This is a genomic window from Rhodococcus sp. NFXS4 (genome assembly GCF_058139645.1).
In genome coordinates, this window is record NZ_CP192221.1 from 3,645,449 (window position 1) to 3,669,541 (window position 24,093).

24 protein-coding genes are annotated in these 24,093 nt (G+C 68.6%); 13 read left to right on the plus strand and 11 right to left on the minus strand.

The features are described from left to right. The first annotated feature begins 2 nt into the window (after nucleotides 1–2). Entirely contained in the window at nucleotides 3–563 is a 561-nt protein-coding gene (locus J4E04_RS17135) for a hypothetical protein (protein ID WP_490149089.1), read from the plus strand. Between the two features lie 12 nt (nucleotides 564–575). Here J4E04_RS17135 and J4E04_RS17140 read toward each other — a convergent pair whose 3' ends face one another. From J4E04_RS17140 to J4E04_RS17150, 3 genes are all read right to left on the minus strand, one after another. After that, a complete protein-coding gene (locus J4E04_RS17140) occupies nucleotides 576–2,078 on the minus strand; it encodes a carboxyl transferase domain-containing protein (protein ID WP_490150566.1) in 1,503 nt (500 codons plus the stop codon). Then, a complete protein-coding gene (locus J4E04_RS17145; protein ID WP_222627958.1) occupies nucleotides 2,078–3,286 on the minus strand; it encodes a CaiB/BaiF CoA transferase family protein in 1,209 nt (402 codons plus the stop codon). The genes J4E04_RS17140 and J4E04_RS17145 overlap by 1 nt, the downstream gene beginning before the upstream one ends. A 112-nt stretch (nucleotides 3,287–3,398) precedes the next feature. After that, nucleotides 3,399–4,772: an SLC13 family permease gene (locus J4E04_RS17150; protein ID WP_222627960.1), complete on the minus strand. Its 1,374-nt coding sequence runs from the start codon at nucleotides 4,770–4,772 to the stop codon at nucleotides 3,399–3,401. Between the two features lie 208 nt (nucleotides 4,773–4,980). On the opposite strand from J4E04_RS17150, the gene J4E04_RS17155 reads away from it, so the two are divergent. From J4E04_RS17155 to J4E04_RS17180, 6 genes are all read left to right on the plus strand, one after another. Next, a complete protein-coding gene (locus J4E04_RS17155) occupies nucleotides 4,981–5,676 on the plus strand; it encodes a FadR/GntR family transcriptional regulator (protein ID WP_222627962.1) in 696 nt (231 codons plus the stop codon). A gap of 92 nt (nucleotides 5,677–5,768) precedes the next feature. Continuing rightward, entirely contained in the window at nucleotides 5,769–6,830 is a 1,062-nt protein-coding gene (locus J4E04_RS17160) for a hypothetical protein (RefSeq protein WP_490149090.1), read from the plus strand. A gap of 99 nt (nucleotides 6,831–6,929) precedes the next feature. Further along, nucleotides 6,930–8,000 (plus strand): amidohydrolase family protein, encoded by a 1,071-nt coding sequence (locus J4E04_RS17165; protein WP_490149091.1) that lies wholly within the window; start codon nucleotides 6,930–6,932, stop codon nucleotides 7,998–8,000. Nucleotides 8,001–8,028: 28 nt separating this feature from the next. Continuing rightward, a complete protein-coding gene (locus J4E04_RS17170) occupies nucleotides 8,029–9,090 on the plus strand; it encodes a threonine aldolase family protein (RefSeq protein WP_056446597.1) in 1,062 nt (353 codons plus the stop codon). Between the two features lie 18 nt (nucleotides 9,091–9,108). Continuing rightward, entirely contained in the window at nucleotides 9,109–9,462 is a 354-nt protein-coding gene (locus J4E04_RS17175) for a TetR/AcrR family transcriptional regulator (protein WP_490149092.1), read from the plus strand. Further along, the gene (locus tag J4E04_RS17180) at nucleotides 9,459–9,812 is read left to right on the plus strand and encodes a hypothetical protein (protein ID WP_056446591.1); all 354 of its coding nucleotides are present in this window, start codon (nucleotides 9,459–9,461) and stop codon (nucleotides 9,810–9,812) included. Before J4E04_RS17175 ends, J4E04_RS17180 begins: the two co-directional genes overlap by 4 nt. Nucleotides 9,813–9,815: 3 nt before the next feature. Here J4E04_RS17180 and J4E04_RS17185 read toward each other — a convergent pair whose 3' ends face one another. The 4 genes from J4E04_RS17185 to J4E04_RS17200 form a co-directional block, all read right to left on the minus strand. After that, a complete protein-coding gene (locus J4E04_RS17185) occupies nucleotides 9,816–10,802 on the minus strand; it encodes a 2-hydroxyacid dehydrogenase (protein ID WP_490149093.1) in 987 nt (328 codons plus the stop codon). Continuing rightward, nucleotides 10,799–11,995: a CaiB/BaiF CoA transferase family protein gene (locus tag J4E04_RS17190; protein ID WP_222639630.1), complete on the minus strand. Its 1,197-nt coding sequence runs from the start codon at nucleotides 11,993–11,995 to the stop codon at nucleotides 10,799–10,801. The genes J4E04_RS17185 and J4E04_RS17190 overlap by 4 nt, the downstream gene beginning before the upstream one ends. A 13-nt stretch (nucleotides 11,996–12,008) precedes the next feature. After that, the gene (locus tag J4E04_RS17195) at nucleotides 12,009–12,530 is read right to left on the minus strand and encodes a MarR family winged helix-turn-helix transcriptional regulator (RefSeq protein WP_056446583.1); all 522 of its coding nucleotides are present in this window, start codon (nucleotides 12,528–12,530) and stop codon (nucleotides 12,009–12,011) included. Nucleotides 12,531–12,813: 283 nt separating this feature from the next. Continuing rightward, nucleotides 12,814–13,794, minus strand: a complete 981-nt coding sequence (locus J4E04_RS17200; RefSeq protein WP_490149094.1) for an iron-siderophore ABC transporter substrate-binding protein — start codon at nucleotides 13,792–13,794, stop codon at nucleotides 12,814–12,816. A gap of 175 nt (nucleotides 13,795–13,969) precedes the next feature. Here J4E04_RS17200 and J4E04_RS17205 point away from each other — a divergent pair, with 175 nt between their 5' ends. From J4E04_RS17205 to J4E04_RS17215, 3 genes are read left to right on the plus strand one after another with little or no spacing between them, the layout of a single operon-like run. Beyond that, complete coding sequence (locus J4E04_RS17205; RefSeq protein ID WP_222627980.1) at nucleotides 13,970–14,263, plus strand: chorismate mutase; 294 nt, start codon at nucleotides 13,970–13,972, stop codon at nucleotides 14,261–14,263. A gap of 24 nt (nucleotides 14,264–14,287) precedes the next feature. Continuing rightward, the gene (locus J4E04_RS17210; RefSeq protein ID WP_490149095.1) at nucleotides 14,288–14,620 is read left to right on the plus strand and encodes a DMT family transporter; all 333 of its coding nucleotides are present in this window, start codon (nucleotides 14,288–14,290) and stop codon (nucleotides 14,618–14,620) included. Continuing rightward, on the plus strand, nucleotides 14,620–14,946 hold the full coding sequence (locus tag J4E04_RS17215; protein ID WP_027504356.1) for a DMT family transporter: 327 nt from the start codon (nucleotides 14,620–14,622) through the stop codon (nucleotides 14,944–14,946). Before J4E04_RS17210 ends, J4E04_RS17215 begins: the two co-directional genes overlap by 1 nt. 13 nt (nucleotides 14,947–14,959) lie before the next feature. On the opposite strand, the gene J4E04_RS17220 is transcribed toward J4E04_RS17215, so the two are convergent. After that, complete coding sequence (locus tag J4E04_RS17220; RefSeq protein WP_490149096.1) at nucleotides 14,960–17,314, minus strand: transketolase-like TK C-terminal-containing protein; 2,355 nt, start codon at nucleotides 17,312–17,314, stop codon at nucleotides 14,960–14,962. 314 nt (nucleotides 17,315–17,628) lie between these two features. Here J4E04_RS17220 and J4E04_RS17225 point away from each other — a divergent pair, with 314 nt between their 5' ends. From J4E04_RS17225 to J4E04_RS17235, 3 genes are read left to right on the plus strand one after another with little or no spacing between them, the layout of a single operon-like run. Then, nucleotides 17,629–18,351 carry an ANTAR domain-containing protein gene (locus J4E04_RS17225; protein ID WP_307095682.1) on the plus strand — a complete coding sequence of 241 codons (723 nt, stop codon included), beginning with the start codon at nucleotides 17,629–17,631 and terminating at the stop codon, nucleotides 18,349–18,351. A 36-nt stretch (nucleotides 18,352–18,387) separates the two neighbouring features. Next, nucleotides 18,388–20,775, plus strand: coding sequence for an HAD-IC family P-type ATPase (locus J4E04_RS17230; protein ID WP_490149097.1), 2,388 nt, complete (start codon nucleotides 18,388–18,390; stop codon nucleotides 20,773–20,775). Between the two features lie 37 nt (nucleotides 20,776–20,812). Next, nucleotides 20,813–21,529: a glycosyltransferase family 2 protein gene (locus J4E04_RS17235; protein WP_490149098.1), complete on the plus strand. Its 717-nt coding sequence runs from the start codon at nucleotides 20,813–20,815 to the stop codon at nucleotides 21,527–21,529. Here J4E04_RS17235 and J4E04_RS17240 read toward each other — a convergent pair whose 3' ends face one another. From J4E04_RS17240 to J4E04_RS17250, 3 genes are all read right to left on the minus strand, one after another. Continuing rightward, nucleotides 21,530–22,072, minus strand: coding sequence for a class I SAM-dependent methyltransferase (locus tag J4E04_RS17240; RefSeq protein ID WP_222646667.1), 543 nt, complete (start codon nucleotides 22,070–22,072; stop codon nucleotides 21,530–21,532). 131 nt (nucleotides 22,073–22,203) lie between these two features. After that, the gene (locus J4E04_RS17245) at nucleotides 22,204–22,956 is read right to left on the minus strand and encodes a PIG-L deacetylase family protein (RefSeq protein ID WP_490149099.1); all 753 of its coding nucleotides are present in this window, start codon (nucleotides 22,954–22,956) and stop codon (nucleotides 22,204–22,206) included. Further along, complete coding sequence (locus tag J4E04_RS17250; RefSeq protein ID WP_490149100.1) at nucleotides 22,953–23,918, minus strand: acyl-CoA dehydrogenase; 966 nt, start codon at nucleotides 23,916–23,918, stop codon at nucleotides 22,953–22,955. Before J4E04_RS17250 ends, J4E04_RS17245 begins: the two co-directional genes overlap by 4 nt. Between the last annotated feature and the right edge of the window lie 175 nt (nucleotides 23,919–24,093).

Below are 24,093 nucleotides of genomic sequence, written 5' to 3' on the forward strand. Positions count from 1 at the left end.
CCATGGTCTACCGTGCCGATCACCCACCCGTACCCGACCACGACGACTTGCGCTCACGAATTCCCGGATGGGGTGTCGACCTCGATCCCGCAGACCGTCCGTCCGTGCCGCGAGAACGATTCGACCCCGGCGCGACCGGTGCGCACTGGGACTTCCCGGAGCGTCAACCCGAACTGCGTCCCCGCGAACGATCCATCGAACACGGAACTCTTCCGCCGGTCTTCGGCACGACGGCACCTCTGCGCGGGGTGTCCGGCGCCGTGCGCCGGTTCGCTTATCGCTACAGCGAGGGCCGGGCGGCGCACTGGCTGCTACTCCTGGCGGGCGACCGCGTGGACGCCGTCGAATCCCACCTGCGTTCGCTGACCACCGTGCACCCCGACAACCCGATCACGCAGACCGGGATCCGCACCGAGATCACCCACCACGGGGTGCGGTCGAGGCGGGGAACCACCCGCGTCGACATGCACCACGCGTGGATCGATCCGATCATCGTCGGCGGTCCGTGGGTTCTGGCGGGCGTGGCGGCCACCACGATCGTGCGCTCCCTCCGGAGGCGCTGACAGGGTTCCTCGTCACACCGCCGTCATGGCGGAACCGATCCGGTCGAAGCGCTTCTCCCGGGCGATCCTGCGCATGTCCGGATCTTCTGCCAGCAGATCGGCCAGCTCCCGGTGCAGCACCGAACCCACGCGATCGCAGAACGGCTGGACCTCGTCGGCGGCGTCGGGGTACTCCGGCACGATCAGATCCACGATGCCGGCGCCACGGAGGTCGAGCGACCGGACACCCTGGCGCACAGCCATGTCGGGGGCATGAGCGGTGTCGCGATGCACGATGGCGCTCGCACCTTCGGGTGGCAACGGAGAGAGCCACGCGTGCTGTGCAGCCAGGACGCGGTCCGCCGGAACCAGCGCGAGGGCGCCACCACCGGTGCCCTGGCCGAGCAGTACCGAGATGGTCGGCGTGTCCAGATCGACCATGTCCGCGATGGAGCGCGCGATCTCCGCGCCGAGCCCACCTTCCTCGGCCTCCTTCGACAGCGCGGCGCCCGCGGTGTCGATCACGGTCACCAACGGCAGTCGTAGTTCCGCAGCCAGGCGCATTCCCCGCCTCGCCTCACGCAGTGCTGCCGGACCCAGCGGGGTCAACGGCGTCTGGCCCCGGCGATCCTGCCCCAGCAGCACACAGGGCATGTCGCCGAAACGCACCAGCGCGAGAATCAGTCCGGGGTCCGTCTCACCCTGCCCGGTCCCGTTGAGCGGCAGCACGTCCGAGGCCGCGTTGTAGAGCAGCTCGCGGACACCCGGGCGGTCGGCCCGCCGGGACGCCACGATGGAGTCCCAGGCCGGGACGTCGTCGATCGACCACTCCGGCGCCGGCGCCGGCCGCGGGCGTGTCCCCGCCGGAAGCGTCATGATGCGCAGAGCGCGATCCACCACCTCGCCGAGTTGATCCGGTCGCTTCACCGCGTCCACGAGTCCGTGCGCCTGCAGGTTCTCCGATGTCTGCACCCCCGTCGGGAACGGCGTGTCGTAGAGTGCCTCGTACACCCGCGGGCCGAGGAACCCCACGAGCGCACCGGGTTCGGCGATGGTGACGTGACCGAGCGATCCCCAGGACGCGAACACTCCGCCCGTGGTGGGGTGCCGGAGATAGACGATGTACGGAAGATGTGCCGCTTTGTGGTCGGTGACCGCAGCCGTGATCTTGACCATCTGCAGGAACGCCACCGTGCCCTCCTGCATTCGCGTGCCGCCCGACGTCGGGAGCGCCAACAGCGGAAGGCGCTCGGCGGTCGCCCGGCGTACTGCCGTCGTCAGACGTTCCCCGGCCGCGACCCCGATGGAACCGCCGAGGAAACGGAACTCGCACAACAGGATCGCCACCCGCCGACCGGAGATGGTGGCGACACCGGTGATCACCGACTCGTCGAGTCCGGTCTTCTCCCGCGCCGCCGCGAGTTCCGCGGTGTACGCCTCGTCGACCGGATGATCGTGCGGGGTGGAGTCCCACGACTCGAAACTTCCCGCGTCGACCACGATGTCGAGCAGAGCGAGCGCACCGATGCCGGCCATCAGACGCTCTCCGCCAACCATGCGCGGACCAGATCCTCGTCGGCGCCCAGAACGGGCGGAGCGAGGTGCCGGGTCTCGGTGGTCTCCGCTCCGTCGGCGTCGAAGAAGCGCAACGGCGGTCCGGGGAGTGTCACCTTCCCGAGCGTCTCGTGCTCGACATCGACGAGAAGACCCTGCGACCGGGTCTGCTCCCATTCGTAGACTTCCTGGACGTTGCGCACCTTGCCGGCCGGGACGCCGATCTCGTCGAGAAGAGCGAGCAGCGGCTCGGTCTCGTACGTGCGGAAGATCTTCGACACCAGCTCGACGACGTCGTCCCGGCTACCGACGCGCTGCGGGTTGGTGGCCATGCCCTCGAGATCCGGATCGATGCCGAAGCCGTCGCAGAAGCGATGCCACAGACCCTCGCTGCCCACCGAGATCTGCACCGCGCCGTCGGAGGTCGGGAACAGCCCGTACGGGCAGATGGAGGGGTGGTGATTGCCCTGCGCCTGTCCGATCTCCCCCGCGACGGTCCACTTCGTGCCCTGGAAGGCGTGCACTCCCACGACGCTCGCGAGAAGCGAGGTGCGCACCACCTTTCCGCGCCCCGTGCGATCTCGTTCCCGAAGTGCGGCGAGCACTCCGAAAGCTCCGTACATGCCCGCCAGGAGGTCGGCGATGGGAACGCCCACGCGTTGGACGTCGTCCGGCCCGGAGCCCGTGAAGGACATGAGGCCGGCCTCCCCCTGTGCGATCTGGTCGTAGCCGGAGCGGCCGCCCTCCGGACCGTCGTGGCCGAAACCGCTGATGGACAACACGACCAGGCCGGGATTGAGCTCGGCCAGTCGCTCGGTCGTGAATCCCAACCGGTCGAGAACACCGGTGCGGAAGTTCTCGAGCAGGACGTCGGCCTTGGCGATCATCGCCTCGAGGGCGTCGCGACCGTCGTCCGTCTTGAGGTCGAGGGCGATCGACCGCTTGTTCCGATTGGCGGAGAGGAAGTAGGTCGATTCGCGGTCGGCGTGACCGTCACCCGGCTCCGGTGTGACGAAGGGCGGGCCCCACACGCGGGTGTCGTCACCACCCTTGGGCGATTCGATCTTGATGACGTCCGCACCGAGATCGCCGAGCATCATCGCGGCGTGCGGTCCTGCGAGGGCGCGGGTGAGATCGACGACGACGGTGCCGTCGAGGGGGCCGGTCCTGCCCGTGGTGTTGAGAGGCATGGCGTTTCTCGATCCTGTCGGAGAGCGTGGCTTTGGTTCGGTGACCTAGTGGCCTAGCCAATTAAGGAGACCACGACGCCCACGTGATGTCAACGGAGCGTCGGCGGAGCGGTTACATCCAGCCGGGGACGACGAGCACGGCCCAGGCCACCAGTGGTCCGATGGCCACGACCAGCGCGCTGTACTTCAGAATCTGCCGGTAGAAGACGTCGCGATCGACGCCCTGCGCGTTGGCGAGCACCAACGCGCCGTTCGTCGAGAACGGGCTGACGTCGACGATGGTGGACGAGATGGCGAGCGCGACGATCACGCCGACGGCACCCACCTCACCTGCCAGCAAGAACGGCACTGCCAGCGGAATGGTGACGCCCAGGATCGCGGTGGAGGATGCGAAGGCGGACACGATCGCACCGATGTAGCAGAGCAGGACGGCGACGAGCAGCGGGATGCCGATGCCGGCGACGGCGTTACCGACGTACTCGACCGTGCCCGCTTCCTGCAGCACCCCGACGAAGGTCAGAATTCCTCCGATCAGAAGGACGGTGGACCAACTGATCTGGTTGATCGCACCCTTCTGCGCCTTCGGCGACGCCAGTGCCAGCACCACCGCGACCGTCATGGACACGAAGCCCACGTCGAGATCGAGGATCAGCGACAGGACTGCCAGCGACACGAGTCCCACGAGGGTGAGAATCTGATCGGGCGTGATCGCCTTGACCGCCGTGGCCAGCGGAGGCGCGTTCTCCACGGTGACAGTCTGGGACGGACGCTTGGTCGTCGTCGCACCGAAACCGCGCATCACGGTCGTCCGCGTGGTGCCGCCGCCCACGGAACCCGGATCGCCGTCCGGCCTGAGACCGTCGTCGTCGTGGACGCTGCGCCCGATGAGCGACCGTCCGCCCAGGAACGTGAAGAGCAGTGCGCCGATGGCCGCGTTGAACAGCAGACTTCCGAGGAACAGAGTCAGCGGACTGTTGGTGAGCCCGGCGTCGGCCGCGATGCGGTTGACGGTGACGCCGTAGATGCTGATCGGCGAGAACCCGCCCGCCTGGGCACCGTGGATGACCATCATGCCCATGAGCAGCGCATTGATCTTGTAGCGCGCCGCGAAGCCGAGGGCGATGGGTGCCACGATCGCCACAGCGGCGGGGCCCAGTGCCCCGATCGCCGTGAGAACGCCGGTGATACCGAACATCACCCACGGAATGAGCGCGACCCTCCCCCCGACGAGTCGTACGGCGCCACGGACCAGGAGGTCGACGGTGCCGTTGTTCTGGGCGATCGCGAAGAGATACGTGATGCCGACGAGGGTGAGGAAGAGACTGCTCGGGAATCCCCCGATGATCTGGTCCGTGTCCATGCCGACGGCGAGCGTGCCGACGAGGAACGCTGCGACGAAGCCCAGGGCGCCCATGTTCACCGGCAGCACCGTGGCTGCGAGGAACATGACGACCAGCGCGAGAATGGGTATCAACTCGGTCGACATCGATGGTCTCCGGTCCGTGTGAGTGTCTCGCGGGCGTCTGCCCGAGAGCGTCAGTGGCGAAGTGGACTAGCCACTGAGACACCGATGACTCTGGCAGTGAACTGAGTCACTGTCAACCCTCACTGTGGGCGGAGTAACGACGCCGTGGTGGCGCTACTCTGTGGGTGAGTGGAGCAGAGCACGAGTGACGCAGAGAACGGGTGACCCAGTGGCCGACCAGATCCGTCCGGTGAACCGCCCGCGGTTGTACGAGGTGATCGTCGAGCAGTTGTGCGACCACATCGCGGCGCGCGACATGCAGGTCGGCGAACGATTGCCGGCCGAGCGCGAACTCGCCGGCCAGCTCGGCGTCAGTCGCGCGTCCCTCAGCCAGGCCCTGGTGGCACTCGAGGTGCAGGGCATCCTGTCCGTGCGGCACGGCGACGGAGCAGTACTGGTTCGTAGACCGGTGGGCGACATGGCCATTCGGGCGCTCCGCGAGCACGCCGATCGCCTTCCCGAGGTCATCGAGGCGCGTGAGGCACTCGAGGTCAAACTGGCCGAACTGGCCGCGGCCCGGCGCAGTGACGACGAGATGCGCGCCATCGACCACGCCCTGGACGTCATGGAGGCGGAGATCTCCGGCGGTGAGCGAGGAGTGTCGGGGGACGAACTGTTCCACCGGGCCGTGACGGCCGCGGCGCATTCCCCGCTCCTCGCCCGGTTGATGGGCGAGATCGCCGAACTGATTCGCGAGACCCGCATCGAGTCGCTGTCGCAATCGGATCGCCCACGATCGTCTCTCGAAGGTCATCGGCGTATCGCCGAGGCCATCCGGCGCGAGGACACCGTGGAAGCCGGACGTGCGATGGCCGATCACATCCGCCTGGTCTCCGACGTGGAACTACTTCGGGCCGAACGCTAGCGAGCGCGGTCTCGCGCGAGAGAGGCCGCGACGCAAGGGCTGGAGTCGCCGCCGCGCCGTTTCCGAACGACCGACACGGGTAGCCGACCAGGATGCCCGTCGTCAGAGTCGCGTCCGATCCCGGCTTCGCCGCCACCGTCGCCGATTCCGTGGTCGTGGGCCTCGACGGGTCGGCCACGCGCGACGGGGACGTGCTCGGCGTCGAGAGAATCACGATCCCGCTGCCACCGGTGCAGAGCGGCAGCCCCGATCTCGACACGTGGGCGTCCCTGCTCAGCAACACCGGAGGCAGCGAGGACACGCTCACCGTGTGCGTGTCCGAGATACCGCGCCGTGTGCGGTCGCGCCCCGTCCTCGCCGAGATGGTCCGGCCGTCGATGGTGGTCGTCTACGTCCCGTCGTTCGGCACCCACCGGGTCGCGCGACGTGCGCGCGCCGTCACGCTGGCCGCTCTGCACGCGCTGCGCGACACCACCGGTGTCGACCGACCCGATCCCGCCACCGGTCTGGCGCACTGGTCCACCGTGTCCGGCCACGACGCCCTGGTGGCGCCCGCCCTGCTGGGGCGTGCGCGGGTGGTCGCGGGCATGATCCGCACCAACCGACCGTGGCGGTTGATACCGACACTGTCGGGCGCACTGGCCGCGGCGACCGCGACCTCGGCGTTCGGCCTCTTCTACTCGAGCATCTGGCAGATGGCGGCGTCGATGTCGATCATGCGCCTGACGGCGGTGTCCGCCACCGCCCTGTTGGCCGTGACGGCCTGGCTCATCTTTCCGAACGGATTGTGGGAGAGGCACACTCGGCGAGCGCGAGCGATCGACCGCACGATGTACAACCTCGCCACCCTCGGCACGGTCACCGCCGGAGTCGTCACCATGTACGCGGTCCTGTTCCTGGTGGTCGGCGCAGCGGCCGCAGTGGTGATCTCTCCGTCGTTCCTGTCCGAACAGATCGGGCGTTCGGCGAACGTCTCCGACTACGTGCGCCTGGCGTGGCTCTCGGCATCGCTGGGCACCGTGGCGGGCGCTGTCGGCAGCACCGTGGCCGACCAGGAGCAGATTCTCGGGGCGACGTTCGGACACCGCGAGGTCCTGCGTCGACGCGCGGCGGCCGGCCGACTGGACGACACGCGGGACCACGTCGACTCGTGACCCGTCCCGAAGTTCCGATCGAATCATCAGCACTGGCATCCGACCCTGTTATGTTGCCGCAGAGCCGGGGGGACGGCGTCCAGACACGGGGGAACGACGATGGCGACACGACGACAAGCTCTGCAGACACTGATCGGCGGAGGCATGCTCGGCGCGGGCCTGCTCGCGGCCACGGGACCGACGGCCTCGGCCGCGCCCGTGGGTGCGTATCGAGTGGACCTGCACGCGCACATGATCCCGCCGATGTATCGGGAGGCCGTGCTGCGCGCCGGGCTTCTCGTTCCGGGCGGCCTACCGCTGCCCGCGTGGTCGCCGGAGTCGGCTCTCGCGTTCATGGACGAATTCGGCATCGCGGCCCAGGTGCTCTCGATCTCCGACCCCGGAGTGCGGTTCGTGCGCGGCCTCGAGGCGGTGCGCCTCGCGCGCTCCTGCAACGACTACGCGGCCGACCAGGTTCGACTGCATCCCACTCGTTTCGGCTCCCTGGTCACCCTGCCACTTCCGGACGTGCCGGCGTCCCTCGCCGAGATCGCGTACGGCCTGGACGTGCTGGGAATGGACGGGGTGGCACTGCTGTCGTCGTACGACGGCATCTACCTCGGTGACCCACGCTTCGAGCCGATCATGGCGTTGCTCGACGCGCGGTCCGCCCTCGTCTTCGTGCACCCCGGCGAGCTCCCCGCGGGTTCGGCTCCCCCACTGCCGCTTCCGAGCTTCCTCCTGGAGTTCCCCTTCGAGACCACACGGACCGCGGTCGAGATGATCGCGGCCGGCACCCTCGACCGGTATCCGAACATCCGCTTCGTCCTCGCTCACGCGGGTGGTTGCCTGCCGTACCTCGCCACGCGGCTGAACGCGCCCCGCGCCGTCGCACCGGATCAGATCCCGTCCGTGTCGCTGCTCGGCCTCGAGGGTGCACTGCGACGCTTCCATTACGACACCGCACTGTCCGCCTCGGCGTCGTCGCTGCGATCGGTGCTCGAAGTGACCGACGTCGACCACATCGTCTTCGGAACCGACTGGCCCTTCAGCGGACTCACCTACTCCGCCTCGGACACGGACGACCCGGCCCCCGGCCTGTCCGACGTGTTCGACGGCGACGGCCGGGCACGGGTGGAACGCACCAATCCCCTCGCGCTGCTCCCTCGGCTGGCGGCGGAGCTGCGGTAGCCGGTCGAGGTTCTGCCACCATGGGGGTATGGCCACGAGCACCACTGCCCCACTCACCGGATATCTCAGCGACAACGCTGCGGGCACCGCCCCGGAGATCCTCGCGGCCATGGCGGAGGCATCGACCGGGCTCGCGGCCCCGTACGGCAACGATCCGACGTCCGCTCGTCTCACGACGCTGATGGCCGACGTCTTCGAGCGTCCCGTCGACGTGTTCGTCGTCGGAACCGGTTCGGCGGCCAACGGACTGGCGCTGGCCGCGTGTACACCGCCGTGGGGCAGCATCCTCACTCATCCCGACGGCCACATCACCAACGACGAGGCCGGCGCTCCGGAGTTCTTCACCGACGGCGCCAAGATCGTCCTCGTGGACGGCCCCCGTTCGACGATGGATCCCACCGCACTGCGCGCCGCGGTCGTGCGACGACGCGGCGACGTCCACAGTGTCCAGCCGTCGGTGGTGAGCCTCACGCAGGTCACCGAGACGGGCAGTGTCCACACCCTCGACGAGGTGCGTGAGGTGTCGACCATCGCGCACGATGCCGGACTCCGCGTGCACATGGACGGCGCCCGGTTCGCCAACGCGCTCGTGGCCCTCGAGTGCACGCCGGCCGAGATGACCTGGCGAGCAGGCGTGGACATCCTGTCCTTCGGCGCGACGAAGAACGGCACGATGACCGCCGAGGCCATCGTGTCGTTCGATCCGTCGTTGTCCACCGAACTGGCATTCCGACACAAGCGCGGTGGCCAGCTGACGTCCAAGATGCGGTTCCAGAGCGCGCAACTGGTCGCGTACCTGGAGAACGACCTCTGGATGCGTCATGCGCGGAACGCCAACGCGATGGCCGCGCGGCTCCGAGACGGGCTCCGACAGATCGGGGGCATCGAGGTCGTGGGCGACGCGTCGGCGAACATGTCCTACTTCCGCTTCCCCGCTGCTCTGACACAGGCACTGCACGACCGCGGATTCACGTTCTACGACGACCGGTGGGAGCCGGGGGTCGTGCGTCTCGTGACGTCGTTCGCGCACACTGCGCGCGACGTGGACGCGTTCGTCGATGCCGTGCGGGCACTCGCCATTATTGACTGATCAGTCTAGAATGGGTGCATGCCGAGACCGCGCGAGTTCGACACGGACACTGTGCTCGCGGCCGCGGTCGAGACGTTCGCCCGTCACGGTTACACCGGCGCGTCCGTCGATCAGATCCTCGACGCCGTCGGCATCCGACGGGCGAGCCTCTACAACGCGTTCGGAAGCAAGCGCGGACTGTTCCTCACCGCACTGCGCTCGACGCACTCCACGATGCCTCTGCTTCTCGTCGCTCTCATGGATCTGGCCCCCTCCGATCCCTCGGTGAGGCAGGAGATCCGCGAGAAGTTGGTTGCCGAGAACATCGACGCACGGGCACTGGGCGACGCGATACTCACGCGCGCCTGCATCGAGAGAAAGGGCACAGCATGAACACCGTGACCATCGTCGACGGCCGACTGGTCGTCGAACCACGCGGCCTCGACAAGCTCTGGAGCTTCACGCGCCGACTCGACATTCCGCTGTCCGAGGTGAAGGGCGCCACCGTCGACACCGGTGTACGGCGTGAGCCCAGGGGCATCAGGGCTCCGGGCCTCTCGATACCGGGAAAGTACGCCGGCACCTTCCATCGTGACGGCGAGAAAGTGTTCTGGAACGTCGGGGACCCGGTGCGCAACATTGTGATCGAGCTCGACGGCACCGGACGGTTCGATCGACTCGTCCTGACGGTGGACGATCCGACCCGAACGGAGAACGCGGTCAACGCCGCACTCGCGACCTAGTTCTCACAGGTCCGCCCATGCCTCCGGATTGACGGCGTGGGGCGGCATCGTGCCGGCGGCCATCGCGACGGCGTTCTCCGCGCACAGACGCGCCATCTCGCTCCGCACCGACACCGTCGCGCTCCCGACGTGCGGCAGCAGCACGGTGTTGGCCAGCTCCGACAGGCCGGGTGCCGTGGCCGGTTCGTCCTCGTAGACGTCGAGCCCCGCACCGGCGATCACGCCGTCCCGCAACGCCTCCACCAGAGCGGACTCGTCGACCACCGGCCCGCGCGCGGTGTTCACCAGAATCGCGGAGGTCTTCATCGCGCCGAGAACCCGAGCATCGACGAGGTGGTACGTCGTCTCGGTCAGCGGAACGTGCAGGGACAGGAAGTCGCTCGTCGCCACCAACTCGTCCCACGAGACGTGCTCGACGCGACCGCCGAACTCGTCGAGCTCCGCATCGTCGACGGGCCTGTCGGACGGGGGCCGTGGGCAGAACCGCACCGTCATACCGAATCCGAGAGCGCGCCGCGCCGTCGCGCGAGCGATGCGCCCGAATCCGGCCAGTCCCAGCACCCGTCCGGACACGTCCGTGCCGAGCATCAGGTCCGGTGCCCATCCGGTGAACTCACCGGCGCGTACCGTCCGGTCCGCCTCGAGCGCCCGACGCGCGGTGGCCAGCATCAGCAGGAGAGCGATGTCCGCCGTGGAGTCCGTCAGGACGCCCGGAGTGTTCCCGACGACGATGCCTCGGACGGTGGCGGCGCCGACGTCGATGTTGTCGACACCCACCGCGTAGTTGGAGATCCCACGCAGCCGCGCACCGGCGAGCAGTGCGCTGTCGAACCGGTCCCGGAGCTGGGCCACCACCACGTCGTAGTCGCCGGAGGCGCATCGCTCCGCCAGCGCGACGTGATCGAGCGCGATCACGTCGACGTCGGCGGCGCGGCGCAGAATCTCCATACCTGGTTCGGGAATCGGCAGGGTGACCAGAATCCGTGTCATGCGTCGTGCTCGCTCTCGGTGCGTCCCAACAGTTCCCGCAGTACTTCGGCGGTGTGCTCGCCGAGGTCCGGTCCGAGCGATCGGATGGGAACGGACGCGTCGCCGATGACGGGCACCACACCGACGAAACCCACGTCCACCGGAGTCTCACCACCGACGTCCACGGGGAACGTCTGAATCATGTTGCGCGCTCGGTACTGTGGATCCCGCACGATGTCGGCGGCCGTGTAGATGGGCCCCGACGGCACACCGGCCCGATCGAGCACCGCCAACGCCTCGTCGCGGGAGTGCAGCATGGTCCAGGCGGAGATGGCCGCGTCCAGTTCGTCCCGACGTCGCCAGCGGCCGGCGTTGGCGGACAGCTCGGGATCCGCGCCGAGATCCGGCCGACCGATCGTCTCCATGTAGCGCTGGAAGATGGCGTCGCCGTTGCCGGCGATGATGATCGAGTGACCGTCATTGCACGGGTACGCATTCGAGGGCGCGATGCCTTCCATCCGCCCACCGGTGCGCTCGCGTTCCACTCCGTAGGCGAGGTAGTCGGGTACCAGCGATTCCATCATCGACAGAATCGACTCGTTGAGCGCGACGTCGATCGAGCGTTGCTCGAGCGAGAGCTCGCTCGACGCGGTCTGGCGTCGGAACAGAGCCATGACACAACCGAAGGCGGCGTAGAGGCCGGCGATGGAGTCACCGATCGACACTCCGACGCGAACCGGTGGTCGGTCGGGGTCGCCGACGAGGTTGCGAAATCCCCCGTAGGCCTCGGCGACGGCGGCGAAGCCCGGACGCTCGGCCATCGGACCGGTCTGCCCGAAAGCGGAGATGCGGGTGATGATGAGATCGGGGTTCCTCTCGCTCAACCGCTCCGGCGAGAGTCCCCATTTCTCGAGAGTGCCGGGCCGAAAGTTCTCGAGCACGATGTCGCACTGCGCGGCGAGATCCAGCACGTCCTGCCGCCCCTGCTCGGTGCGCAGATCGAGCACGATCGACTTCTTGTTGCGGTTGATCGTCCGGTACAACATCGACGTGGTACCGGAATAGAGACGCCAGTTCCGGATCTCGTCGCCGGTGCCGGGTCGCTCGACCTTGATCACCTCCGCGCCGAAGTCCGCGAGCATGCGTCCCGCGGTCGGCGCGGCGATGTAGTTGCCGAGCTCCAGCACTCGAATGCCGGTCAGCGGTAGCGACATGGGGTCCTCTCCGTCAGTCCCGGTCGTCCGGGCGCACGTCCTGCTCGGGATACCGGTCCATCAGCATCCTGTGGACCGCCGGGTTCGCACCCTCGAGCACCCGGCCCGCGAGTCGCCCGAGCTCGAGTGCGTCCTCACGACCGAGGCGGTCGACAACCAGTTCTCGCACCTGCGCGACGTGACCGGGAGCCGCGCGACGAACGATCTCCATGCCCTCGTCGGTCAACGTCACCGCGGTCTGCCCACCGGGGCCTCCGCGTGGCCCCCGTTCGACCCACCCCCGCGACTCCATACGCGTGAGTGCGTGGGAGACCCGAGAAAGTGATCCTGCGGCGAAGGCAGCGATCTCACTCGTCGGCGAACTCCGACCAGGCGACTCGGACAGACCGGCCAGAAGCATGTATTCGAAGTGGTTGACCCCCGCGTCGTTCTTCAATTGCGAGTTCAGTACTGCGGGGAGCGCCTCGAGGAGGCCTGCGACCGCGAGCCACGCGCGTACCTCGTCGGGTCGCAGCCACTCGACGTCGTCGTTCACGCACCCAGCCTAGGTGTCGTGAACCTTCGCTACCCTCACTTGAAGGTTCAACTCGACGACACCACAGAGTGTTGACACTTCACTACATCGGCAGAACGGCACCAATGCACATCGGGATCGGCAACTTCGTGTCGGCCGTCGTCGAGTACGACACCGGCCACCGCGTCACCGCTCGCGAGCGGGTGGCGCATCTCTTGGACGGACCATGCTGCGGGGCATCGAGTTGCTCGGCACCGAGGTCGCGCCGCTGGTGAAGGCACGCGTGAGCGATCGCCTCCGGGCATCACGACCGGAGCGCCTCCGCCAGCATGGGCACCACGGTGTCGAGTGCGTACTGCAGCGAGAGCGCCGAGTTGGTGGAGTAGGACTTCGCCACCGCCGGGTCGTCGAACACGATCGCATGCCCCTGCGCCACGGCCGGGATGCTGCGGAACAGCGGGTTCTGCTCGATGCCCTGCGCAGTCTTGCCGATCGGAAACATGACGACGAGATCCGCGTCGAGCAGACCCAGCTGCTCGTCCGCGATCGGTACGGAGAACCGCACCGGGGTCATCGATGCGATGGTCGGGTTCTGCCGGAACCCGAGCCGCATCAGGAACTGCACCCGCTCGCTGTCCTCTATGTAGGCGCCGTAGCCGGTTCCGCTGAGGGCGCCCACCGTCACGGTCTTCTCTGCGAACTCCGGATGGTCCGCGGCGGCCGTGCGGAAGCCGTCGTCCAGCCCGGCGATCAGCTCGGCGCCCTTCTCGGGCACACCGAGCGCCGCGGCCACCATGGTGACCTGATCCTCGTAGGACGTCGTGTAGTTCTCCGCACCCTCCGGGATGCCGACGGTCGGGGCGATGGCCGCCAGCCGGTCGTGCCGGCCGACGTCGCCCGAGCTCTTGGTGTCGAGGATCAGATCCGGCTCGAGTGCCGCCACTGCTTCGTAGGACGGTTCCAGGGTTCCGATGATCTCGGGTGGTGTGTCGTAGAGACCCTCCGCCCACGGACCGACGCCCTCTCCGCCGAAGTCGAGCCAGTCGCTGGCACCGACCGGCTGGACCCCGAGGGCCAATGCCGTCTCCGCGTCCCCCCACCCCAGCGCCACGACGCGCGTCGGCGCCGATTCGAGGTCGACGGCGCCGAACGCGGTGTCGACCGTCGCGGGATAGACGCCGCCGGCCGCTGTCTGCGCCGCGTCGCGGCCGTCCTCGGTGGCGGCCGACGAGCACGACACGGTGAGGGCCACCGTCGCGACGAGTACAGGGATCAGTCGCCTCACGGGCGCACACACGGTGAGAAACATTGCGTAGCCTAACCTCACCTGAGGCTCACGGGCGCACTGCGATCCAGCTCACAATCTGCATCACCGCAGGTGAGACCCGTTCTCGACTGGTCGCCGAAAAATATCTCGGCAGATCGGTAATGAAATTCGGGATGGGCGCGATTCAGTAGACATGAGCATTGCAACCGACTTCGCCACCGCAGACGTCACGCGCAACCACGGTGCCGACACCGCCCACGACATCGACTCCATGCACGACGAGATCGAGCGTCTCGACGCCCAGATCCTGACCGCAGTGGCACGACGCACCGAGCTCACTCGCACTGTCGGCATGATGGAGCCCCGCTCGGCCGCATCGTCCGCACGCGAGATGTCGGTGCTCCAGCACTTCGGTGATCTCGGCCGCGAGGGCCGCACCCTCGGCATGCTCCTCCTGCGCATGGGCCGCGGACAGATCGCTCGCTAGTCCCGCCCGCGGTAGAACTACCGCATGGTGTGGTTCGTTCTGGCGGCGGCCGTGGTGGCCGAAGTGTCCGCCACCCTGTCGCTCAAGGGTTCCGAGACCCGTCCCGTCCTCTACGTCGTGGTGATCATCGGTTATCTGCTGGCCTTCGTCGGACTCGCGTCCGTACTGCGCCGCGGTATGGCCCTCGGTGTCGCCTACGGTATCTGGGGAGCAAGCGGTGTCGCTCTCACCGCCCTTCTCGCGTCAGCGCTCTTCGGTGAACCGCTGACCATCGTGATGGGTCTCGGAGTCGGACTGGTCATCGTCGGTGTACTCCTCGTCGAGACCGGGTCCCACCCCGCAGAGCGGGAACCGTGATGCAGTACCTCTTCCTCCTCGGCGCCATCCTCCTCGAGGTGTCGGCCACGCTGTCGCTCCGCGTGGCGGCCACCGGACGCCCCGCGTTCTACGGGGTCGTCGCTCTCGGCTATCTCCTCGCGTTCGTCGCCCTGCTCGGTGCGCTCCGTTCGGGTCTGGCCCTGGGAGTGGCCTACGGCATCTGGGCCGCGTGCGGAGTCGCCCTCACCGCCGTGGCCTCCCGGTACCTCTTTCGAGAACCCCTGACCCGCCGCATGCTCGGCGGGATCGCATGCATCGTCGTCGGCGTCCTGCTCATCGAACTCGGTGCCGCGGCCGCTCGATGAACCTGCCGAGCAGTCAGTGACCGGTGACGTCGAGTGCGGCCCGGACGATCGAGTCGGTGTCGATCTGATGGTGGCGGTACACCTCGTCGAGTGCGCCGACCTGACCGAACTCACTCACCCCGAGAGACGTGGACGGTACCCGATTCACCGTCGCCAGGAACGCGAGCGTGTGGGGATGACCGTCGAGGACCGTCACCATCGGCGTCGCCCGCTCTGCCGGCAGCAGATGATCGAGAATCCACGACTCCGCCTCGAGATGCCCCTGCCGTGCCTGCACCGCCCGATACAGCTCCCCCGGACTCGTGACGCACAGGACGTCGGCAGCGAGCCCGATCTGTTCGAGCCGCTCCGCCGCGTCGAGGGCCTCGGTGACCATCGCGCCCATCGCCGCGATGGTCACCACCGCACCGTCCCGCCGCACCAGCGGGTATCCCCCGGCGACCACCTGCCGCCGTCGGCGCTCCCGCGCCGCCGGATCCGCCGGAACGTTCGCCAGCGACTGATCGACCGGCCTGGTCGACAGGCGCAGATACGCCGACGTGCCGCCCGGGCGCCCCAACCGTCCGATCGCCGCCAGCAGCGTCCACTCGACGTCGATCGCGAACGCCGGTTCCCAGCTCACGCACCCGGGCTGCTCCAGACCGATCGACGGGGTCTTGATCGACTGGTGCGCACCACCTTCCGCCGCCAGGGTCACTCCCGAGGGGGTGCCGACGAGGATGGACTGTCCGCCTGCGTAGATGCCGTACGACCACGGCTCGAGCGCGCGCTCGACGAACGGGTCGTACATGACTCCGATCGGGAACAGCGGCTCTCCCCACCGGCTCCACGTCGCACCGAGCTCGCCCATCAGTCCGACGAGGTTGGTCTCGGCGATGCCCAGTTCCATGTGTTGCCCCGTGGGGCTCTCGCGCCAGTGCATGATCGTCTCGGCGTCGTCACCGAACCAGTCGTGGCGCTCCGAGGACGACCACACTCCGACCTTGTTCACCCAGCCGCCCAGGTTGGTGGTGGAGCTGACGTCCGGGCTGACGGTCACCACACGTCGGGCGGCGTCCGGCGCCGCTCTGGTCAGGTCGAGCAGGACGCGACCGAGCGCGGCCTGCGTCGTCGCCGTTCCCTTGGGCGTGCGCCCGATGTCGGTGGGCACCGAGGGAGGCTCGGCCGTGTGTATCGGTTCCCGGCGCAGCCGGTCCGCGGTGTCCGCGCACACCCGCCCGGCCGGACTGTCGTCCGAGAATCGTGCCCAGGGCGCGTCGGGGTCGGTGCCCAGCGTGCCGGCGAGTGCGGCGTACTCCTCGACCGTCAGCAACGACGAGTGATTCTGCGGATGACCCTGCGTCGGCAACCCGAAGCCCTTGACGGTGTACGCGATGATCACGGTGGGACGGGTGTCGTCGATACGGGCGAACGCGGCGCGCAGTGCGGCGAGGTCGTGTCCGCCCAGGTTGCGGACGGCCTCCGTCAGAGCGGCATCGTCCAGATCGGCGACGAGGGCACGAATCCGTTCGGCACCGGGCCCGGCGCCGGGCAGTCGGGTGCGCAGTTCGTCCGCCGTGCAGCGCAGGAGGCGTTGGTACTCCGGGTTCGGCATGTCGACGATGCGTTCGCGCAGGGCCTCGCCGCCGGGACGGGCGAACAATGCGTCGAGAAGGGTGCCGAACGAGACCGTGACGACCTGCCAGCCGGCGGCGTCGAACATCTTCTCCAGCCGCCGCGCAGCGAAGTTCGGCACCACTCGATCCAGCGATTGGCGGTTCAGGTCGACGATCCACACGATCTCGCCGAGGTCGGCGATTCCCGGGTCGATCACCGCTTCCCACACCGCGCCCTCGTCCAGTTCGGCGTCGCCGACGAGCGAGTACTGCCGCCCCCGGAATCCGGTCGCTGTCCGGGCGTCGTCGTGCGCGTCACCGAAGGCGGCGTCGACGTAGCGGCGCGACATCGCACCCCAGATCGGTGCGGTCGCTCCGATTCCCACGGACCCGGTGGAGTAGTCGACGGTGTCGGGGTCCTTGGCACGCGAGGGGTAGGACTGCAGACCGCCGTAGGACCGCAGCGTCGTCAGGTACTTCTCGTCCAACTCACCGAGGAGGTAGTTGATCGCGTGCAGCACCGGAGACGCGTGCGGCTTGACCGACACCCGGTCCCCGGGCTGCAACTGTTCGAACCACAGGGAGGTCATGATCGACACCATCGACGCGCACGAGGCTTGATGGCCTCCGACTTTGAGTCCGCTGGGGTTGGGCCGAATTCGATTGGCGTGGTGGATCATCGAGGTCGACAGCCACAACACACGCTGTGCGATCTCCTCCAGGGTCTCCACCGTCTGTGGCGCTCGATCGTCGACATGCTCGTTGCTGGTCATGGCGCTGCCCCCTCAGGACGTCATCTCCGGCTCGATGCTTCGCGGAGATCCCCAGGTGACCACGGTCTTGCCGACTGCGCAAGATCCGGCTCCGCGACCGAGCATTCTGCGCACAGCACCGCATGTCGTCGTGGGTCTTCCGAGCGTGTCGACCACTCGGGTGACCGCCGACACCCGGTGAGTGGGCGCCCGTGTTCGAGGACACCGGCCGGATGTGGTGTGCGGAGCCGACGGACGGGTACACGGTGAACGGCGAGACACACCCTCAGCTGCGGTCCACGAACCGGTTACACGAACGCAGCGAAGGACGCCCCATGGCATCGAACTCGGCCCGCGAGCCCCATCCACCCGACGAACGCGTCACGGGCGCCCTGCGGTCCGGACGCACTGCGGAGACATGGCTGGCCGCATGCGTGCAGTGGTGCCGGGCGGACGGAGCCGCCGTGGTGGCGGAATCGGCGGCCGATGCCGACGTCCGGCTCGTCACGTACGCGACGGACGACCTGGCGGAGCGGCTGGCCGACCTCCAGTACCTGCTCGGCTGCGGACCGCACACCGAGTCGATGGCGGGAGCGGGACACAGCCGACTCGATGTCGAGGACCCTGACCACGGCGTCCGCTGGACCACTCTCGTCGACGAATTGGCGACCCTCGGAGTCGTCGAGGTCGCGACGTTCCCCATCGGTACACCCGCCACCCCCCTGGGAACGCTCCAGATGTACTGGCGTGGTCGACGCCGCAGCAGCACGCACTCCGACGCCGCCATCGCAGCGCTCGTGGAACGTCGCCCGGAGTTGCTGGCGCCGCGAGTTCCCCTGTGCGACGACCTGGACGGAGACACTGTCCTCACGGCCGTCGACGGCGGGCCCGACCACGGCTTCGACCTGTCGACCGTGCACCTGGCGATCGGCGTGGTGGTCGCTCGGCACCACCTCGGCGTCCAGGCCGCGTCGGCACTGCTGCGAGCACAGGCCTACAGCGCTGGGACCACGGTCACCGAGCAGGCTCGACAGGTGCTGGACGACCAACGAGGCTGACGACCGTCGTCGCCGACACCCACTAGGCTCCCCTTCATGCTGTCGAGCGACGTCCCCACCGCAGTCGGACTCACCACAGCGGAAGCGGAGACCCTCGCATCGCAGGGTCGGTCCAACGACGTGCCGGCCCGCTCCTCGAGGTCGGTCGCAGACATCCTGCGCGGCAACATCTTCACGCGCATCAACGCGATTCTGGCGGTACTTCTCGTCATCGTGCTGTCGACCGGATCGATCATCGACGCGATGTTCGGTCTGCTCATCGTCGCCAACAGCGGGATCGGCGTCATCCAGGAACTGCGCGCGAAGCGCACCCTCGACGCGCTCGCCATCGTGGGCCAGAGTCGGCCCCTCGTGCGACGAGACGGCCGTGCACGGGACCTCGCTCCCCACGAGGTGGTGCTCGGCGACGTCGTGGAACTCGGTCCGGGCGATCAGATCATCGTCGACGGCGACGTGATCGAGGCGGACTCGCTCGACGTCGACGAATCACTGCTGACGGGTGAGTCCGACTCGATGACCAAGACCCCGAGCGACTCCGTGTTCTCCGGGTCGTTCGTCGTCGCCGGCCGCGGAGCCTACCGCGTCACCAAGGTGGGGAGGGAAGCGTACGCGGCCCAGTTGGCCGAGGAGGCAGGCAAGTTCACGCTCATCGACTCCGAACTCCGGTCAGGTATCGACCGCATCCTCCGCCACATCACCCGGGTGATGGTCCCGGCCGGCATCGTCATCGTCGTCAACCAGCTCGTCGTCACGGGCCAGCCGCTCGGCCACGCGCTCAACGGCATGGTGGCGGCGCTGGTCCCGATGGTGCCGGAAGGACTGGTCCTGCTCACCTCACTGGCCCTCGCCGTCGGCGTGGTCCGCCTCGGACGTCGACAGTGCCTCGTGCAGGAGCTTCCGGCGGTCGAGGGGCTGGCCCGTATCGACGTGGTGTGCGCCGACAAGACCGGAACGCTGACCGAGAACGCGATGGTCATGTCGGACCTCCTCGTGCTGTCGGCCGAGTCCGACGAGGACGTCCGGCGCGACCTGTCCGCCGTCGTCGCCGACGACGATCGACCGAACGCCAGCATGATCGCCGTCGCCGACGCGCTTCCGACCGCGCCTGCCCGGACGGCGTCCGCGCGGGCTCCGTTCTCGTCGGAGAAGAAGTGGAGCGGAGTCTCCTTCCCCGACGCGGGCAACTTCCTGATCGGTGCTCCGGACGTGCTGCTGGATCCGGTATCGGAGGCCTCCGCACGCGCCACCGAGCTGGGTGCGGCCGGAAAGAGGGTGCTGCTCTTCGCCACCAGCGACCTCCCGATGGATCACGCCGACGCGCCGGGTGTCGTGACGCCCCGAGCCCTCGTCGTGCTCGAGCAGAAGATCCGGGCGGACGCCGGCGACACACTGAACTACTTCGCGGATCAGGCCGTCCAGGTCAAGATCATCTCCGGCGACAACGCGGTGTCCGTGGGCGCGGTGGCCGGGTCGCTCGACGCGCTGCCGTCGGGCGATGCGGTCGACGCTCGCAGTCTCCCGTCGAACACGGACGATCTCGCGGACACCATGGAGCGTCATGCCGTGTTCGGACGGGTACGCCCGGAACAGAAGCGGGACATGGTCACCGCCTTGCAGAGCCGTGGTCACACGGTGGCCATGACGGGTGACGGCGTCAACGACGTTCTCGCACTGAAGAAGGCCGACATCGGTGTCGCCATGGGCGCGGGAAGTCCCGCGGCGCGGTCCGTGGCGCAGATCGTGTTGCTGGACAACGCCTTCTCGACGCTGCCCCACGTGGTGGCCGAGGGTCGACGAGTCATCGGCAACATCGAACGGGTCTCCACGCTGTTCCTCACCAAGACGGTCTACTCGGTGGTGCTCGCGGTCCTCGTCGGGCTGTCCGGTCTGCTGTCCCTGGTCGTGAACGTCGACCCGCTGCCCTACCCGTTTCTTCCCCGCCACGTCACCATCGCGGCGTGGTTCACCATCGGCATTCCCGCGTTCCTGCTGTCGCTGGCGCCGAACAACGAACGGGCCCGCTCCGGCTTCGTCCCTCGGGTGCTGCGCAAGGCGGTCCCCGCCGGACTGGTGGTGGGTGTCGCCACGTTCGCGACCTACCTCGCCACCTACGACGGACCCGATGCCTCGCGGGCGGACCGGATCCAGTCGAGCACCTCGGCGCTCATCACGCTGATCGTCGTCGCGATGTGGGTCCTCGGGACGGTGGCCCGGCCCATGCAGTGGTGGAAGGTGACGCTGCTGACCGTGTCCGTGGCGGCCTACGCGGTCATCTTCACCGTGCCGCCGCTCGCCCGCTTCTTCGAGCTCGATGCGGGCAACGTGTCGTACACCGTGCTCGCCTTCGTCTCCGCGGCAGTGGGTATCGCGGTCCTGGAGGCGGTACGCCCCGCCATGCGGCGCCGCGCGCACCGCACGGCGTAGCGCGCACAGCACCGCGCGCCGCGCATGATTGGCGACGATGGGAATCGGGCATTTCACAGGTGTGCATTTCACGCCGGCCCGGGTCGAGCGCATCGTCGCAGTGGTGCCCGCCCACAACGAGGACGCGTCGCTGTCTGCGTGCCTCGATGCCCTGCGCACCGCTCGCACGCTGTCGCCGGTCCCCGTCCGACTGGTGGTGGTGCTGGACGCCTGCAGTGACCGCACCGCGGAGGTGGTGGGTGGGGGCGTCCGGTGCGTCACGACGGACGTCGCGAACGTGGGAGCTGCACGGGCCCTGGGGTTCCGGTCCGAGACGTCGAGCGCCGGATCGTCCACCTGGTACGTCAACACCGACGCCGATTCACTCGTCGACCCCGGCCACTTCCGATCGATCGTGGCGTGCGCTGCGCAGGCACACGTCGTCCCCGGACCGGTGCGCGTCGACGAGGGCCTGCGCGATCCCGTCGTGCTCCGGCGATTCCGGCGCGACTACGCGGACCGTGAACGACGCGGTCTCCTGCAGGTCCACGGAGCCAACCTCGCGGTGCGCGCCGACGCCTACCGTGCGGTCGGCGGCTTCCGCGCGCTCGCCGTCCACGAGGACGTCGATCTGGTCGAGCGACTCGGACGCCGGGGGTACCGCATACGCCGCACCGGCGCTCCGTGCGTGACCACGTCGGCCCGCACCAGTACGCGCACCACAGGTGGTTTCGCCACGTTCCTCGACGAGATGGCGATTCCCGTCACCGCCTGATCAGAGTGCGCCGGTACCCCGCGTGAAGACGTCGACGAGAACGTCGTCGTCGCGGTACTCCGCCCGGAGGAGCAGGTGCGGAGACGCGCGGAACGCGGTGTGCACCTCGGCCGCAGTGCTCGGGTACTCCGGAACGTCGTGGCGCCAGTGTGCGACGCACACGGTTCCGCCGGGCTCTGCCGCGTCGACCGCCTTCGACACCAGAGCGTCGAGCTCCGTCGGATGGACGTAGTAACACATCTCGCTCAGCACGACGAGATCGAACTGCTCGTCCGGCCACCCGTCGTGCAGCGACTCTCGGCGGAACTCCACGTTCGGAATCCCACGCTCCCGCGCGCGACGCAACGGTGCCTCCGCGATGTCCGTGGAGAGCAGGCGATCGGCTCGGCCCGCGATGAGTTCGGACAGAACTCCGACGGAACACCCCGGCTCGAAGGCCGACCGGTACCGCTCGTTCGGAAGCATTGCCATCGTGAGGGCGTACTTGCGTCGCTCGTACCACCGGCTCTCGAACCCCCACGGGTCCGGATCGGCCTCGTACATGCGCTCGAAATAACTCGCCGGGACACCTCCGGCCTGCCCGCCCGTTTCCGACCGGCCTCCGGCCTGCCCGCCCGATTCCGACCGGCCTCCGGCCTGCCCGCCCGATCCCGACCGGCCTCCGGCCTGCCCGCTCACACGAACACCGTCTCGTGAGAACGCAGAAGCCGCTCAAGAACCCACGGCGGGAGGATCTCGTCCTCGTTCCCGTCCCGAGTCGTCTGGCTGACGAATCTGCTCACCGCTACCTCCTTGCGCGCGATCGCGTCCGCGTCGAGCGTGATCGTGCGGGCCGACTCCCAGTCCACGGCCTCGTCCCCCGGTTCTGCCCAGTGCCACATCCACACCGGGTACTCGACGAGCGTGCACCCGTTCCGGCGCGCCGCCGCGGCCGACGCGCGCCCGACCGCTTCGTGATCGGGGTGGCCGTCGCCGCGCAGCGTCGTCGCGCACCACACCGTCGTACCGCGCCCCACGGTGTCGAGCACGTCGACGAGAGCAGCGACGAGGGCGCGCTCGTACTCGGCCACCTGTCCGTCGGGCAAGCTCAGCCGACGGATGTCGACGATACCGAGATCCACCAGCGCCGAGGCACTCTCGGCTCTGCGCACCGCTTCCAGGTCGGCGCGCGACCGCGCGGGCGTGGGGGTGTGAGACGCGCCCCCGTCGGTGACGGCGACCACCGTCACCGGAACACCGGATGCGGCCAGCATCGATGCCCAGCCGCCCAGACCGAGGACTTCGTCGTCAGGGTGCGGAGCGACGAGGACCAGATGCGCCAGCCCGTCGTGGACCAGGTCGGGGTACGTCGGACCATTCTCGCGCCACACGGACTCCGGCGTTCCACGCTGTGCCACCGGGCGTTCCGCGAACCTGTCCACACTCACGATGCAGAACCCGACGCCGCGACCGCCCGGCCCAGGTTCTCCAGATCGACCTCGGCGTGGCTCTGGCGAAGATACGTCGTCAGGTCTGCCACCCGGCGGGAGTGCTCCGCGTCCAGACCGAGGGGTGCCGCACCCAGCGCGCGGCCGACCCGGTCGAGAACTTCGGTGCAAGCCCGCTCCACGATGGCGCGAACCCGCATGGCGCGGACTCTCGCCTCGTCCAGAGCCAGTGGGTCTCGGTCCACCTCGTCGGCAGCGACGTCGAAGGTGTTGACACAGGCCGTCAGTGCCGCGTCCACTGCTCCGAGGTGCGCGAGCGCATGCGGTCCGGCCCGGTCCGCAGCGGCCCGGCGGTAGAGCGGGTCGGCGACGGCGAGTGCCACCCCGAACCAGCAGGCGGCCACCCCGATCGCACCGTGCCAGAATCCGGCACGCGCGGTGTAGTCACCCGGTTGCCCCACCGCGACCGCGGACGTTCCCGCGAGAGACACTGCGCCGGAATCGCTCTCGCGCATTCCCGTCGCGTGCCACGTGTTCGGCTCAGGGGTCACGGTGCCGCTGTCCAGCGCCACGGCGAACAAGGCGGAGTCCTCCCCCGCCCGTGCGGTCACCAGCGCGTGCGAGCAACTGTGGGCGCCCGAGCACCACATCTTCCGGCCGGTCAGCGACCAGGAACCGTGCGCGTCGGAGACCGCGTCCACCGGCGGCGGCGTCTCTGCGGCCCACACTCCCCACATCTGCTCGGACGAGGTCGCGGGACCACCCAGCTCCGCGCAGATGGCGACGGCGTCGAAGTGGGCTTCGAGCAACCGGCCGACCACCGCGTCGTTGCGGCACCACGCGGTCAGCAGATCCCAGCGTCGCCTGGTCGCACCGGACCCCGGCAGCGGGATCTCACCAGCGGACGCGATGCGGGACCGTACGGCCGCGGCGACACCGGGGTCGAGATCGTCCGTACTCACGTGAGTTGCTCCTGTCGTCGTTCCGCGGGGTACCCGATCGGCGTCAGACCTACGCAGACCAGTCGATCGCTCGCTGTGCGGCTGCACAGCGCAGGCCGACCCGACGTGGAGTCACGCACCTGTCGCGGGGCTGCTCGCCGGGCGACGCTGAGGGGACCGCGAACGACGACCCGTG

Excerpts from the sequence above, each read along its gene's own strand:
- J4E04_RS17160 (WP_490149090.1), top strand. The coding sequence starts at position 5,769 with ATGCCCGTCGTCAGAGTCGCGTCCGATCCCGGCTTCGCCGCCACCGTC.
- J4E04_RS17170 (WP_056446597.1), top strand. The coding sequence starts at position 8,029 with ATGGCCACGAGCACCACTGCCCCACTCACCGGATATCTCAGCGACAAC.
- J4E04_RS17235 (WP_490149098.1), top strand. The coding sequence starts at position 20,813 with ATGGGAATCGGGCATTTCACAGGTGTGCATTTCACGCCGGCCCGGGTC.
- J4E04_RS17140 (WP_490150566.1), bottom strand. The coding sequence starts at position 2,078 with ATGGCCGGCATCGGTGCGCTCGCTCTGCTCGACATCGTGGTCGACGCG.
- J4E04_RS17185 (WP_490149093.1), bottom strand. The coding sequence starts at position 10,802 with ATGACACGGATTCTGGTCACCCTGCCGATTCCCGAACCAGGTATGGAG.
- J4E04_RS17225 (WP_307095682.1), top strand. The coding sequence starts at position 17,629 with ATGGCATCGAACTCGGCCCGCGAGCCCCATCCACCCGACGAACGCGTC.
- J4E04_RS17175 (WP_490149092.1), top strand. The coding sequence starts at position 9,109 with ATGCCGAGACCGCGCGAGTTCGACACGGACACTGTGCTCGCGGCCGCG.
- J4E04_RS17240 (WP_222646667.1), bottom strand. The coding sequence starts at position 22,072 with ATGTACGAGGCCGATCCGGACCCGTGGGGGTTCGAGAGCCGGTGGTAC.
- J4E04_RS17205 (WP_222627980.1), top strand. The coding sequence starts at position 13,970 with ATGAGCATTGCAACCGACTTCGCCACCGCAGACGTCACGCGCAACCAC.
- J4E04_RS17135 (WP_490149089.1), top strand. The coding sequence starts at position 3 with ATGGTCTACCGTGCCGATCACCCACCCGTACCCGACCACGACGACTTG.
- J4E04_RS17190 (WP_222639630.1), bottom strand. The coding sequence starts at position 11,995 with ATGTCGCTACCGCTGACCGGCATTCGAGTGCTGGAGCTCGGCAACTAC.
- J4E04_RS17215 (WP_027504356.1), top strand. The coding sequence starts at position 14,620 with ATGCAGTACCTCTTCCTCCTCGGCGCCATCCTCCTCGAGGTGTCGGCC.
- J4E04_RS17145 (WP_222627958.1), bottom strand. The coding sequence starts at position 3,286 with ATGCCTCTCAACACCACGGGCAGGACCGGCCCCCTCGACGGCACCGTC.
- J4E04_RS17150 (WP_222627960.1), bottom strand. The coding sequence starts at position 4,772 with ATGTCGACCGAGTTGATACCCATTCTCGCGCTGGTCGTCATGTTCCTC.
- J4E04_RS17180 (WP_056446591.1), top strand. The coding sequence starts at position 9,459 with ATGAACACCGTGACCATCGTCGACGGCCGACTGGTCGTCGAACCACGC.
- J4E04_RS17210 (WP_490149095.1), top strand. The coding sequence starts at position 14,288 with ATGGTGTGGTTCGTTCTGGCGGCGGCCGTGGTGGCCGAAGTGTCCGCC.
- J4E04_RS17165 (WP_490149091.1), top strand. The coding sequence starts at position 6,930 with ATGGCGACACGACGACAAGCTCTGCAGACACTGATCGGCGGAGGCATG.
- J4E04_RS17220 (WP_490149096.1), bottom strand. The coding sequence starts at position 17,314 with ATGACCAGCAACGAGCATGTCGACGATCGAGCGCCACAGACGGTGGAG.
- J4E04_RS17230 (WP_490149097.1), top strand. The coding sequence starts at position 18,388 with ATGCTGTCGAGCGACGTCCCCACCGCAGTCGGACTCACCACAGCGGAA.